A 12,362-nucleotide genomic window follows, 5' to 3' on the forward strand; every position below is an offset into this window, starting at 1 on the left:
GCCGCACGGTCATGGCGAGTTGGGGTCAAGCCAGAGGCTGGTGATGTCGTAGACCTGGAACGCGGGCAGGTACAGCGCGTTGCGCACCCGCTTGCTCTTGTAGATCGGCGTGTTCTGGTTGCCGAACGGCACGATCACCGCGTCGGCCATCACCGTCTCGTCGACCTGGTGCCAGAGGCCGGCCGCCTTGGTCGCGTCGGGCTCGGCCAGCGCCTGCTTGATGAGGGCGTCCACCTTGGGGTTGCTGTAGCAGCCGTAGTTGCTCGTGCCCGGGGTGCAGTTGGTCTGGAACAGCGGCTGGGAGACCGCGCGGCCGTTGTTGCCGTACCAGTCGGGCACCCAGCCGGGGGCCGAGATGTCCCACTTGCTGTCCTTGGCGATGGTCGGGTTCTGGAGGAACGCCCCGTAGTAGTCGCCCTGCCGTACGGGCAGGCCCTTGACGGTGATCCCGCACTTCTTCAGGTCGGCCGAGTAGGACTGGAAGTTGGCCGGGTGGTTGCCCGCGTTGCGGAACGCGCCGATGAGCGTCATCCCGTTCGGGTAGCCCGCCTCGGCGAGCAGCTGCTTGCACTTGGCCGGGTCACCCTGGTCGCCGGGCGTCGGGTACGGGTTGTACTCCTGGTAGCCGATGTTGCCCGGCGGGATGGCCGTGTGCAGCGGGGTCGCCACGTCGGCACCGCCGTAGATCTTGGCGATGGCCACCTTGTTGATGGCGTACTCGATGGCCTGGCGGACCTTGACCTTGCCCATGGCGCCGTTCTCGTTCTTGCTCTGCTGGTTGAAGACGAGATACGGGTTCGTCACGGCGCCCGGGAAGATCTTGAAATTGGGGTCGCCGCTCTTCAGGCGCGGGATCTGGGCGGTGGGCACCGGCAGGTCCCAGGACAGGTCCGCGCTGCCCGCCTCGATCTGCTGCTGCACCGCGTCGGGCTCGGTGACGCCCATCTTGACGTCGACGGCGTTGGCGTACTGGTGCCTGATCGGGTCGGCCGCCTGCGTCCAGGCGGGGTTCCGCTCCAGTCTGATCGACTTGGTGGCCACGTACTGGGTGATCTTGTACGGGCCGTCGGAGATCACGTGCTGGCGGAAGGTGGCGTCGTCCGGCACGTACTGGTCGTACTCCTGGGGTGCGGCCGAGGAGAAGTTCAGCGACAGGATGTTGAGGAAGTCGCTCGCCGGCTGGACCAGCGTGAACACGATCGTCTTGGCATCCTTGGCCTGCACACCGGCGATGTCGTGCGAGTTCTGGAAGGCCGCCAGTGCCGCCGCCGTGGGCTTGTCCTTCTCGAACGCCTTGGCGTAGGCCGCGCAGTAGGCGGCCATGCCCTTGATCGTGCTGGTGTAGTAGCCGGGCGCGCCTGCTCCGGCCACCGGGTTGCAGAGGCGCTTGAAGCCGCGGACGAAGTCGCCCGCGGTCACCGCCCGCGGCGGCTGGGTGTCCCACTGGACGCCGTCCCGCAGCTTGATCGTGTACGTGAGCTGGTCGGCGCTGAGGCCGCCATTGGCGGTCGTCGGCAGCTCGGCGGCGACGTCGGGAACGACGGCGAAGCCCTTGGTGGTGTCGGCCTCCTTGGCCACGCCGCTCAGGTTGAACAGCTGGCGCGCGTAACCGCGCATGATGCCGTTGGTGACCGTGTAGTAGGCGCTGGTGGGATCGAGATGGTCGACGTCGCCGCCGCCCACCAGCCTGATCGTGCCGCCCGACAAGGGCTTGCCGGTCTCCTGGGCCGCTGTCGGCGGCGCCGAGCCGTTCGTACCGGTGTCCGTGGCGCAGGCGGCGGCGAGCAGACTTGCCGCGGCCACCACGGCGATGCTGAGATGGCGCAAGCTGGCCATCTGGCCCTCCCTCGTGCCGAGTGGGGATATGTGGCTGGCCAGTGGGGCGCGCTTCGTGGCCGCGAGGCGCGCCCCACGTGCTGCTCCTTCGAGCAACCCACTTGGGGAGGGCGGTGTCGAGGACGGTTATTCAACCGTTGGCGAGTAGCGACCACGGAGTGATACCGGTTCTGTCCAAGAACCGTGATTGATGGCGACGAAAGCGAGAATCAGCTGAAAATCTGCTGGTAGAACGCCAGCTCCGCGGCCAGCGCGGTGGCCCGTGTCTCGGTGCGCCGGAAACCGTGCGACTCGCCCTCGAACGCCAGATAGGTGCACGAGACGCCGCGCACGGCCAGCGCGTCGGCGAAGGCCGCCGACTGCTCGGGCGGCACCACGGGATCGTCGAGCCCCTGGAGCAGCAGCATCGGGCAGGAGACGCCGTCGACCAGCGCCAGCGGCTCGCGCTCGGCGTAGAGCCGCGGGTCCTCCGGGCCGACCAGCCACTCCACGTAACGTGACTCGAAATCATGCGTGTGGGCATGGAGCGGGGCGAGCGCGCTGACGCCGTAGTAGGACACGCCCCCCGCGAACACGTCCGAACGGCAGCAGGCCGCCATCACGGTCCAGCCGCCCGCGCTGCCGCCGCGCACCGCGATGCGCCCGGGATCGGCCAGCCCCTCGGCCACCAGCCATTCGGCGGCCATGATCGTGTCCTCGACGTCGACGACGCCCCACTGCCCCTTCAGCCGATCGCGGTAGGCCCGGCCGTAGCCGCTGGACCCGCCGTAGTTGACGTCGAGCACGCCGATGCCGCGTGAGGTGAGGTACGCCTTCTCCAGGTCGAGCGCCGTGCCCTCGTGCGCCGTCGGACCGCCGTGCACGAACAGCACGTACGGAGGAGCGTCCTCCGAGTCCTCGGCGGCCGGGTTGGACGGCGGATAGAGGAAGCCGTGCACCCGGTGCCCCATCTCCACCGGCCGTGGCGTGGGCAGGCAGGCGAGGTCGGGCAGCTCGTCGATGTCGAGCCTGAGGGTCTCGGCCTGGCCGGTGACGGTGTCGACGCGGATGAGCGTTTTCGGGACCGCGGCGCCGTACGCGATGCCGGTCACGCTGGTGCCGTCGGCGGCCAGCGCCGGATCCCACCCGTCGCCCGGCGGATCGAGGTCGGCGAGCCGGCCCGTCTCCGGGTCGAGGATGCCGAGCCGCAGGTCGCCGCGCCCGTGCAGCACCGCGAGCCGTCCGTCGCCGAGCACGACGTAGGGCAGGCCGCCCAGCGTCCACGGCGGCCAGGCGAACTCCTCCTCCAGGGGATGGAGCGGCTGTGGCGAGAGGTCGTGGAGGCCGGTCCGGTAGAGGTTCCACCAGCCGGAGCGGTCGGAGATCAGATAGAGGTGGCCGTCGTCCTTCCAGCTGGGCGCGAGCACGGACTCCGACGGGCCGCCGCCCACGGTCCACGAGGTGCCGTCGGACAGGCGGGTGACGCGGAGCTCGGTGCCGGTCCACGGCATGCGCGGATGATTCCAGGTGATATAGGCGAGATGCCGTCCGTCGGGGGAGATGGCGGGGGAGGCGTAGAAGTCGCCGCCGGTGACCCATTCGCGGGTCTCACCGTCGCCGATCGGGACGGAGACGATGGCCCTGGTCGTCTTCCCGTCGTCGGTGTGCCGCTCGCGTACGCACCAGACCTGGCCGTCGCGGACCAGCAGGTCGGCGTAACGGTCGCCCTCGGGGGTGAGCGGTACGGGCTCGCCGGCGTCGGTGCGGTCGGCGAGATCGGTGCGGTCGGTGCGGCCAGCTTGGTTGGTGAGCAGGTAAAGGCGCTGGTCGGCGAGACAGGCGAAGATCACGTGGCCCTCGGGGGTCACCGCGTAGGGCCGCCCGCCGTATTCGTGCACGCGGGTGCGGGCGCTCCACGGCTCGGGCAGCAGCTCACGGCAGGTACCGTCGGCGGCGCGATGCATGATCGTGCTGCGTCCGCCCTGGTCAGGGCGGTCCTCCGTCCACCACACCTGGCCGTCGAGCGCGGTCGGCCAGCCGAGCCGCCGGCCGGACCGGGCGACGTCGGTGGTCGAGATGGGGGAGCGCCAGAAGGGCATAGACGCATCCTGCCGGAAGATCGGCAAGAGTGCGGGGTGATCACCTCACTCCGGTGACCACCCCGCTTCGATCACCGTAGTCCGGTGACCACCCCACTCCGGTCACCCGTTCACCGCGGTGACCTGCTCGATGACCTCAGCCCTAGACCACGGCTCCGTCGGGAGCCGGTCGGCCGGACGGCAGGCCGGCCACCGCGCCCGGCGGCTCTATCGGCCTGGCCGTGGTCTTGCGGCTGCGGCGGCTGCGCTTCTCCAGCCAGGTGGCGAACGCGCTGAGCGCCATGGCCATGACGATGTAGATGACGCCGATGACGACCGCCGACACCAGCTTCGTGCCGGGGTAGACCGACGGCAGGGTCTTGAAACCCATGTTCAGGAGGTCGACGTAGACGATGAAGTAGCCCAGCGCGGTGTCCTTGAGCAGGACCACGAGCTGGCTGACCACCGCGGGCATCATCACCGTGAGGCCCTGCGGCAGCAGGATCAACCGCATCACGCCGCCCTTGCGCAGCCCGACCGCGTACGCCGCCTCCGACTGGCCCTTCGGGATCGAGTTGATGCCCGCCCTGACCACCTCGGCCAGCACCGAGCCGTTGTAGAGGGTGAGCCCGAGCACGATCGCGAACAGCGCGTAGTCCCCGCCGCCGAACAGGTCGGGCGACAGGAACCAGATGAAGAAGATCAGCAGGAGCAGCGGGATCGCCCGGAAGAGCTCCACGATCCAGGCGGCGGGAATCCTGATCCACCGGTGGTCGGAGAGCCTGGCGATGCCGAAGACCGCACCGAACAGCAGCGCGAAGACCGCACCCAGCGCAGCGGCCGTGAGCGTGCCCACCAGCCCGGGCAGGATGAAGTCCACCCAGACGGTCTCGGTGGTGAACGGCTCCCAGAGCTTGCCGTCGAACTGGCCCTTCTCGTTGAACTTCAGCACCATCCAGCCGAGGACCGCCAGCAGGGCGAGCGCGGAGATCCCGGTGATCAGGTGGTTGCGCACCCGGCCGCGCGGGCCGGGAGCGTCGAAGAGGACGGACGTGCTCATCGGGCCACCGCCAATCTCCTGGCCAGCCAGCCGGTGTACCAGCCGATCGGCAGGATGAGTACCAGGAACGACAGCACGATGCCGATGAAGATGGGGATCGAGACGCCGGTGGTGTCGAACGTCTCCCTCATCTTGGCGGCGACGTCCACGGTGTAGCCTGCGGCCGCCACCACGGTCGTGTTCTTGATCATGGCGATCAGGACGCTTCCGAGCGGGGCGATGACCGCCCGGAAGGCCTGCGGGAAGATGACAAGCGTGATCGACTGGCTGAAGGTGAGCCCGATCGCGCGGGCCGCCTCCGCCTGTCCCATGGGCACGGTGTTGATGCCGGATCGCAGCGCCTCGCAGACGAACGCCGCGGTGTAGGCCGACATGCCCAGCACGGCGAGCCAGAACGAGTTCGTCAGCGGCACCTCGGTGGAGAAGATCAGCCCGAGGGTGTCGCTGAGCCCGAGGTAGCAGAAAGCCAGCACCAGCGTCAGCGGGGTGTTGCGCACCACGTTGACGTACGCCGTGCCCGCGGCCCGCAGGACCGGGGTGGGAGAGACCCGCATGGCGGCCAGGATCGTGCCGACGATCAGCGAGAACACCGCGATGATCAGCGAGAGCTTAATGTTGTTCAGGAATCCTTCGCCCAGGTCGGGCGCGTACTGAATCAGTTCGTCCATCGTGCTCCACCAGAGAGAATGGCGGCGGCGGCCGGGTCACCGGCCGCCGCGGGCTTGAGGATCAGGCGCAACCCTCGGCCGGTGGGGCCTCCTTGGGCAGGTCCAGGCCGGTCTTGCCGAACCACTTCGTGAGGAGCTGGGTGGCCGTGCCGTCCTGCCACATCTTGGCGACGGCCTTGTTGACGGCCTCGCAGGTCGTCTTGTCGCCCTTCTTCAGGCCGATGCCGTACTTCTCGTCCGTGAACGGGTCGTTGAGCAGCTTGTACTTGCCCGGGTCCTGGCTGGCGAAGCCGGCGAGGATCAGGTTGTCGGTGGTGACCGCGTCCAGGTTGCCACCACTGAGCTTCTGCACGCACTCGGAGTAGTTGCTGGCGCCGACGAGCTTGGCGGGCAGGTTGAGCTTGCCGTCCGGCGGCGGGTCGGTGATCCGCTTGTAGGAGTTGGAGCCCTGCGCCTGGCAGATCCGCTTGTCCTTGAGGTCGGTCGCCTTGTTGATGTCCGCGGCGTCCGCACGGACCATGGTGTCCTGGTGGACGACGACGTACGGGCCGCCGAAGGTCACCTTCGGCTTGCGCGCGTCAGTGATGGAGTAGGTGGCGAAGATGATGTCCACGGTGCCATTGGCGAGCAGCGCCTCCCGGTTGGACGAGGGCGACTCCTTCCACGTGATCTTCACATCCTGACCGCCGGCCAGCTCCTTCACGATGTACTTGGCGACGTCCACGTCGAAGCCCTCAGGGTCACCGCCACCCTTCTTCAGGCCCAGGCTCGGCTGGTCCCATTTGGTGCCGACGGTGATCTCCTTGGCTCCCTTGAGCTTGTCCACGACGTTGGTGTAGCTGCCTCCACCGCCACACGCGGCAAGACCGACCGCCATGGCCGTGACGGCGAACACGGCCCCAGTTCGACGCATCTGCATAGTGGTTACCTCAATCTTCCTGCTGCGGACTGGGATCAATGCGTGAGGATCTTCGAAAGGAAGTCCTTGGCCCGGTCTGTCTGGGCGTTGGTGAAGAACTCATCGGGGGTGTTCTCTTCGACGATCTGCCCGTCGGCCATGAACACCACCCGGTTCGCGGCTCTTCTCGCGAACCCCATCTCATGCGTGACGACCATCATCGTCATCCCGTCGCGAGCCAGCCCGATCATGACGTCGAGCACCTCCTGGACCATCTCCGGGTCCAGCGCCGACGTCGGCTCGTCGAACAGGATCATCTTCGGGTCCATGGCCAGCGCCCTGGCGATGGCGACGCGCTGCTGCTGCCCGCCGGAGAGCTGCGCGGGGTATTTGTCCGCCTGCGCGGCGATGCCCACCCGTTCGAGCAGCTCCATGGCGCGCGTCTCCGCGGCGTCGCGGGCCTTCTTGCGCACCTTGATCGGCCCCAGCGTGACGTTCTCGCGAATCGTCTTGTGGGCGAACAGGTTGAACGACTGGAAGACCATGCCCACTTCGGAGCGGAGCTTGGCCAGCGCCTTGCCCTCTTCCGGCAGCGGCTGGCCGTCGAAGATGATCTGCCCGCCGTCGATGGTCTCCAGCCGGTTGACGGCCCGGCACAGGGTGGACTTGCCGCCACCCGAAGGGCCGATCACGACCAGGACCTCGCCACGGGAAACGGTCAGGTTGATGTCCTTCAGGACGTGCAGTGCCCCGAAGTGCTTGTTGACGTGCTCCAACTTTACAAGTGGAGTGACGTCCCCGTTCTCCGTCATGTGCAAAACCTAGGGGCCAATAGGACGCTGGTCACTAACCGAGCGGTACCGATCCGATCACATCATGCCATCAAGCTGGTGTTTTAGATCCTACGACCGTCGCAAGCCGGACAAGGACTACCCTTGGACGTGCGATGACTGTGACCCAGGAGAGCGCCCGCACCTATGAAGTGCGCACATACGGGTGCCAGATGAACGTGCACGACTCCGAGCGCCTTTCCGGCCTGCTGGAGGACGCCGGCTACGTGGCCGCGGCCGAGGGCGATACCGCCGACGTCGTGGTGTTCAACACGTGCGCCGTGCGCGAGAACGCCGACAACCGCCTCTACGGCAACCTCGGCCACTTGCGACCGGCCAAGATGAGCAACCCCCGGATGCAGATCGCCGTGGGCGGCTGCCTGGCCCAGAAGGACCAGGGCGAGATCGTCCGCAAGGCGCCGTGGGTCGACGTGGTGTTCGGCACCCACAACATCGGCGCCCTGCCGGTGCTGCTGGAGCGGGCCCGCATCCAGGGCGAGGCGCAGGTCGAGCTCAAGGAGTCGCTCGAGGTCTTCCCCTCGACGCTGCCCACCAAGCGGGAGTCCGCCTACGCCGCCTGGGTCGCGATCTCGGTCGGGTGCAACAACACCTGCACCTTCTGCATCGTGCCGTCGCTGCGGGGCAAGGAGAAGGACCGGCGTCCCGGCGACGTTCTCGCCGAGGTCCAGACATTGGTGGATCAGGGCGTTCTCGAGGTCACGCTGCTCGGCCAGAACGTCAACACCTACGGCGTCGAGTTCGGCGACCGCCTGGCGTTCGGCAAGCTCCTGCGCGCCTGCGGCACCATCGACGGGCTGGAGCGGGTCCGCTTCACCTCGCCGCACCCGGCCGCCTTCACCGACGACGTGATCGCCGCCATGGCCGAGACGCCCAACGTCATGCACCAGCTCCACATGCCGCTGCAGTCGGGCTCCTCGCGCCTGCTGAAGGCGATGCGCCGCTCCTACCGGGCTGAGCGCTACCTCGGCATCATCGAGCGGGTCCGCGCGGCCATGCCCGACGCGGCCATCTCCACCGACATCATCGTCGGCTTCCCCGGCGAGACGGAGGAGGATTTCCAGGCCACCCTCGACGTCGTACGCGAGAGCCGCTTCGCCAACGCCTTCACCTTCCAGTACTCCATCCGGCCCGGCACGCCCGCGGCGACCATGGACGACCAGATCCCCAAGGCGGTCGTCCAGGAGCGTTACGAGCGCCTGGTCGCCCTGCAGGAGGAGATCTCCTGGGCGGAGAACCGCAAGCAGGTGGGACGGACGCTGGAGGTCCTGGTCGCCGAGGGCGAGGGCCGCAAGGACGACGCCACGCGGCGGCTGTCCGGTCGCGCGGCCGACAACCGTCTGGTGCACTTCGCGGTCGGCGACCATACGCCGCGGCCGGGTGACATGGTGACGGTCGAGGTCACGTACGCGGCCCCGCACCACCTGGTGGCCGACGGGCCGGTGGGGTCGGTGCGCCGTACGCGGGCGGGTGACGCCTGGGAGGCGCGGCAGGGTGCTCCGGCTCCGGCCAAGGGGGTCTCGCTCGGCATGCCCACCATCGGCCGCCCGCCGTCGGTGCCCGCCGCGGGGGCGTGCTCGGCCTCCTAGGGCGTCGGCTTTCTCGCGCGGTGACCATAGGAGTCCGGGGATGGTCCGTCACACGACCGTCTCGATCCCTGTGACGGTCCATTGTGGCAAGGGGCCTTTTCGGAGGGATCCCCCTTCGGGGGAACGGATGAAGGCGGTCCGTCGTGATGGGAGTGCTCCCTTCGGGGGATGAAGCCGGTCCGGGGTCCCGGTGGACGGATTCCCCCTCGGGGGAGAGTCATCGGCCGAGGCGGTTGAGGAGCCGGTAGCAGTAGTCGCGGCGGAAGTCGAGGAAGGTCGCGCACGGGTCGGTCCCCAGGCGCGCGGAAGGCGCCGGTCTTTGCGTGGACGCGCTCGTCCTGGTGGCCTGGGTGGCTTGTGCGGTGGCCACGGTCGCCGGTGCGGCCGGTTCGGGGTCCGTGCTCTGCGGCGGGGTCGGCAGGGATCTGGGCGCCCGTGTCCTCCCCGCCGGGCCGCTCGGGGTGGCGCTGTCCCTCCGCGTGGGCGGTTGTAGTGCCTCGCCCACTCCCGGGCTCGGTGAGGGGACGGGCCGCGGGCGAGCCTCGATCTCCTTCGGCGCCAGGTCTTCCCTGGGCGTGAGGTCCTTCTCGGGCGCGAGGCTCTCTTCGGGTGCCCGGCCGTCTTCGGGTGCCCGGCCGTCTTTGGGCGTCAGGCCCTCTTTGGGCGTCAGGCCCTCTTCGGGCGTCAGGGCCTCCTCGGGAGTGAGGCCCTTCTCGGGGGTCGGGCCGTTCTCCGGGGGCGGGCCGCTGTCCGCGGCCAGGCCGTCGGCCGAGGTCGGGTACGAGGGCCACGAGGTCGGGAGCGGAGGACGACTCGCCGGCGTAATGCTCGATCCATGGGAAAGCCCGCTTTCCTGATCATTTTCCGGCGCCTTTTCGGGCCCGGGACTTTGCGATCCCATGAACGCCAGGAAAATACCGAGCGCGGCGATGACGATCACCCCGGCCACACCTGCCGCGGCTGCCAGGCGGTCACGACGACCTGGTCGAATGGCATGAAGTGGGGACAAGTCGTGATTCCTTTGTGATTGGTGCGCGAGCATTCCACTCCTGCGGCTAGTGTGGTCCATCACCCGCGGAAGCCGGCGAGCTTTCCCGATACGACCGCAGGGAGTCACAGCACCATGCAAGATCCGATGGAGCCGGATCGCCAGGAGATCCTCACCGGGCCGGGCGATATGCCGAGACCTGCCAGAAAAGCCAGGTCCACCACGAACAAGAAGACCGTTGTCATCGCCGCGTCGGCCCTCGTCGCCGTGCTCGCGGCGGGCGGCATCGGCTTCGCGCTGGCGGGCGGTCCCGCCCAGCCGGCACCGCCGGGCCAGTCGAGCCAGGCCACCACCGCCGACGAACTGCAGCAGGACGAAGAGGCGTCCATGGGCGACGCCAAGACGGACGCCCCCGACGCCGGCACCCCGTCCGACGTGGCCGACGAACCCTTGGCCGACGCCGACACCGGCACCGCCGACACGGGTAAGGCGGACACGGGCCTCGACAAGGGGTCGGCGGGCACCGACTCGCGCACCACGCCTCCGGTCCAGAACGGCAAGAAGCCCACCTCGGCGCCGACCACCCCGGCGCAGGAGTCCGCGGGCGAGAGCCCGGCGGACGGCCCGGCGGGCCAGGTCATCGGGCAGTGCTCGAAGAGCGGCTGCTGACCGGCCAAGTGGTTTGGCGGTTCCCCGGGCCATTGGCTCTTTGGTGGGGGTCGCTTCCTTCCTAGGCTGCCCGCATGACCACTGACAAGGCGGCTCTGCTGCGCGCCCTCCACGTGCCCGGCAACCCGCTGGTGCTGCCCAACGTCTGGGACGCGGCGTCCGCGCGAGCCGTACAGGAGGCCGGCTTCCCGGTGATCGCCACGGGAAGCGCGGCCGTCTCCCAGGTGCTGGGCTACGAGGACGGCGAGGGTACCCCCGTCGACGAGATGATGGCCGCCGTGGCCCGCATCACGCGCGTGGTGGACGTGCCCGTGACGGCGGACGTCGAGCGCGGCTACGGCCTGAAGCCGGCCGAGCTGGTCGAACGCCTGGCCGCGGCCGGCGCGGTCGGCTGCAACCTGGAGGACTCCGACCCCCGCACGGACGCGCTCGTCGACATGGAGGCGCAGGCCGAGTTCCTGGCCGGTGTGCGGGCCGCCGCCGGGCGGGGGTTGGTGATCAACGCCAGGGTCGACACCTATCTGCACGGCGACGCGACACGGGAGGCGGCCGTGACGCGGGCGCGGCGCTACCTGGAGGCCGGCGCCGACTGCGTCTACCCGATCGGCCTCGGCGACGCGGAGGAGATCCGGGCCTTGGTGAGCGAGGTCGGCGGCCCGGTGAACGTGCTGTTCCGGCCGGGCGTCCCGGATCCGGCCGGGCTGGCCGAGCTGGGGGTGGCCAGGGTCAGCTACGGGGGCGGTCTGCAGCGGGCGGCGTACGACTACGCTCGCGGCCTGATCCAGGCGATCGACGAGGGCCGCAGCCCGTACGAGTGACCGCGTACCCGCTCAGTAGGACTGGAACTCCACCAGATTGCCTTCCGGGTCACGGACGTGAGCGGCGCGCACGCCCCAACCGGGCCGGTCCGCGGGCTCGGCGACGGACCGGCCGCCGTGGGCCAGGCAGACGGCGTACGCCCGGTCGACGTCGGTCACCCGGCTGACGAGCATGACGCGATCCTGGGCGGCGTCCTCCGGCAGGGCGCCGGTGCCCGCGACCTCGGGCATGAAGCCACGGTCGAGCATCGACAGCACCCCCTCGGAGCCCACGTCCCAGTGCGCGTAGGGACCGTCCGGGCCACCCTTCACGAGGCTCGCCCCGAGCACCTCTGGCAGGACCGCGTCGTAGAAGGCGAAGCACTCCGCGAACGCCGAAACCAGCAGCCGAGGATGCAGCACGTCCATCCGGAATTCTCCTAAAATAGTGGGTTGAGACCTATTATTGGGTGAACCCTACAATATCCAGGATGGAAGCGCTGCCGCCGAGCCTGCTCGGACTCACCACGTACCTGCTGTCCAAGACCGGGAAGGCGGCCAGAGGCCGGCTGGCCGCGCGGCTGGCGGCAGACGGGCTGCGCATGTGGCACATGGCCGTGCTGGCGGCGTTGGCGGACTTCGGGCCGCACGCTCAGCGCGACCTGTCGGCCAGGCTCGGCATCGACCCCAGTGACGTGGTCAAGGTCCTGGACGAGCTCTCGGCGCCCGGCTTCGTCGACCGCGCCCGCGACCCCGCCGACCGCCGCAGAGTCACCGTCACCATCACCGCCGGGGGACGGCGCGAACTGACCCGCCTGACGCAGGAGGCGCGAGCCATCCAGGACGAGCTCCTCGCCCCCCTCGACACCGCCGAACGCGACCAGCTGCACGACCTGCTCACCCGGATCCTGGTCCAGCAGCTGTTGTCCGGTCCGGGTGCGGGCGGGTAGGA

Annotated in this window: 12 protein-coding genes; 4 read left to right on the forward strand and 8 right to left on the reverse strand. The window is 69.1% G+C overall.

Annotated features, from left to right (window positions below):
• Window positions 1–9: 9 nt before the first annotated feature.
• From LDL49_RS09925 to LDL49_RS09950, 6 genes are all read right to left on the reverse strand, one after another.
• A complete protein-coding gene (locus LDL49_RS09925; RefSeq protein WP_225290670.1) occupies window positions 10–1,836 on the reverse strand; it encodes an ABC transporter substrate-binding protein in 1,827 nt (608 codons plus the stop codon).
• Window positions 1,837–2,045: 209 nt separating this feature from the next.
• Complete coding sequence (locus tag LDL49_RS09930; RefSeq protein ID WP_225290671.1) at window positions 2,046–3,914, reverse strand: S9 family peptidase; 1,869 nt, start codon at window positions 3,912–3,914, stop codon at window positions 2,046–2,048.
• 142 nt (window positions 3,915–4,056) lie between these two features.
• Window positions 4,057–4,953: an amino acid ABC transporter permease gene (locus LDL49_RS09935; protein ID WP_225290672.1), complete on the reverse strand. Its 897-nt coding sequence runs from the start codon at window positions 4,951–4,953 to the stop codon at window positions 4,057–4,059.
• On the reverse strand, window positions 4,950–5,621 hold the full coding sequence (locus LDL49_RS09940; protein WP_225290673.1) for an amino acid ABC transporter permease: 672 nt from the start codon (window positions 5,619–5,621) through the stop codon (window positions 4,950–4,952). The genes LDL49_RS09935 and LDL49_RS09940 overlap by 4 nt, the downstream gene beginning before the upstream one ends.
• Window positions 5,622–5,682: 61 nt before the next feature.
• Complete coding sequence (locus LDL49_RS09945) at window positions 5,683–6,540, reverse strand: glutamate ABC transporter substrate-binding protein (protein WP_225290674.1); 858 nt, start codon at window positions 6,538–6,540, stop codon at window positions 5,683–5,685.
• Window positions 6,541–6,575: 35 nt separating this feature from the next.
• The gene (locus tag LDL49_RS09950; RefSeq protein ID WP_225290675.1) at window positions 6,576–7,331 is read right to left on the reverse strand and encodes an amino acid ABC transporter ATP-binding protein; all 756 of its coding nucleotides are present in this window, start codon (window positions 7,329–7,331) and stop codon (window positions 6,576–6,578) included.
• A 134-nt stretch (window positions 7,332–7,465) separates the two neighbouring features.
• Between LDL49_RS09950 and miaB the strand changes: the two genes are divergently transcribed.
• Window positions 7,466–8,956, forward strand: a complete 1,491-nt coding sequence (gene miaB / locus LDL49_RS09955; protein WP_225290676.1) for a tRNA (N6-isopentenyl adenosine(37)-C2)-methylthiotransferase MiaB — start codon at window positions 7,466–7,468, stop codon at window positions 8,954–8,956.
• Between the two features lie 217 nt (window positions 8,957–9,173).
• Here miaB and LDL49_RS09960 read toward each other — a convergent pair whose 3' ends face one another.
• Window positions 9,174–9,896 (reverse strand): hypothetical protein, encoded by a 723-nt coding sequence (locus LDL49_RS09960; protein WP_225290677.1) that lies wholly within the window; start codon window positions 9,894–9,896, stop codon window positions 9,174–9,176.
• Window positions 9,897–10,079: 183 nt separating this feature from the next.
• On the opposite strand from LDL49_RS09960, the gene LDL49_RS09965 reads away from it, so the two are divergent.
• Both LDL49_RS09965 and LDL49_RS09970 read left to right on the forward strand, forming a co-directional pair.
• Window positions 10,080–10,613: a hypothetical protein gene (locus LDL49_RS09965; protein ID WP_225290678.1), complete on the forward strand. Its 534-nt coding sequence runs from the start codon at window positions 10,080–10,082 to the stop codon at window positions 10,611–10,613.
• Between the two features lie 74 nt (window positions 10,614–10,687).
• Window positions 10,688–11,431 (forward strand): isocitrate lyase/PEP mutase family protein, encoded by a 744-nt coding sequence (locus LDL49_RS09970; protein ID WP_225290679.1) that lies wholly within the window; start codon window positions 10,688–10,690, stop codon window positions 11,429–11,431.
• A gap of 12 nt (window positions 11,432–11,443) precedes the next feature.
• Here the strand turns inward: LDL49_RS09970 and LDL49_RS09975 are convergent, their stop codons facing one another.
• Window positions 11,444–11,839, reverse strand: coding sequence for a VOC family protein (locus LDL49_RS09975; protein ID WP_225290680.1), 396 nt, complete (start codon window positions 11,837–11,839; stop codon window positions 11,444–11,446).
• 62 nt (window positions 11,840–11,901) lie between these two features.
• Between LDL49_RS09975 and LDL49_RS09980 the strand changes: the two genes are divergently transcribed.
• On the forward strand, window positions 11,902–12,360 hold the full coding sequence (locus LDL49_RS09980) for a MarR family winged helix-turn-helix transcriptional regulator (protein ID WP_225290681.1): 459 nt from the start codon (window positions 11,902–11,904) through the stop codon (window positions 12,358–12,360).
• Window positions 12,361–12,362 lie beyond the last annotated feature (2 nt).

This window comes from Nonomuraea aurantiaca (genome assembly GCF_020215705.1).
GTDB classification, from domain to species: Bacteria; Actinomycetota; Actinomycetes; order Streptosporangiales; family Streptosporangiaceae; genus Nonomuraea; species Nonomuraea aurantiaca.

What these genes read in the sequence shown, in the direction of transcription:
- LDL49_RS09945 (WP_225290674.1), bottom strand. Translation starts at nt 6,540, where the DNA reads ATGCAGATGCGTCGAACTGGGGCCGTGTTCGCCGTCACGGCCATGGCG.
- LDL49_RS09940 (WP_225290673.1), bottom strand. Translation starts at nt 5,621, where the DNA reads ATGGACGAACTGATTCAGTACGCGCCCGACCTGGGCGAAGGATTCCTG.
- LDL49_RS09950 (WP_225290675.1), bottom strand. Translation starts at nt 7,331, where the DNA reads ATGACGGAGAACGGGGACGTCACTCCACTTGTAAAGTTGGAGCACGTC.
- LDL49_RS09970 (WP_225290679.1), top strand. Translation starts at nt 10,688, where the DNA reads ATGACCACTGACAAGGCGGCTCTGCTGCGCGCCCTCCACGTGCCCGGC.
- LDL49_RS09980 (WP_225290681.1), top strand. Translation starts at nt 11,902, where the DNA reads ATGGAAGCGCTGCCGCCGAGCCTGCTCGGACTCACCACGTACCTGCTG.
- miaB (WP_225290676.1), top strand. Translation starts at nt 7,466, where the DNA reads ATGACTGTGACCCAGGAGAGCGCCCGCACCTATGAAGTGCGCACATAC.
- LDL49_RS09925 (WP_225290670.1), bottom strand. Translation starts at nt 1,836, where the DNA reads ATGGCCAGCTTGCGCCATCTCAGCATCGCCGTGGTGGCCGCGGCAAGT.
- LDL49_RS09965 (WP_225290678.1), top strand. Translation starts at nt 10,080, where the DNA reads ATGCAAGATCCGATGGAGCCGGATCGCCAGGAGATCCTCACCGGGCCG.
- LDL49_RS09935 (WP_225290672.1), bottom strand. Translation starts at nt 4,953, where the DNA reads ATGAGCACGTCCGTCCTCTTCGACGCTCCCGGCCCGCGCGGCCGGGTG.
- LDL49_RS09930 (WP_225290671.1), bottom strand. Translation starts at nt 3,914, where the DNA reads ATGCCCTTCTGGCGCTCCCCCATCTCGACCACCGACGTCGCCCGGTCC.
- LDL49_RS09975 (WP_225290680.1), bottom strand. Translation starts at nt 11,839, where the DNA reads ATGGACGTGCTGCATCCTCGGCTGCTGGTTTCGGCGTTCGCGGAGTGC.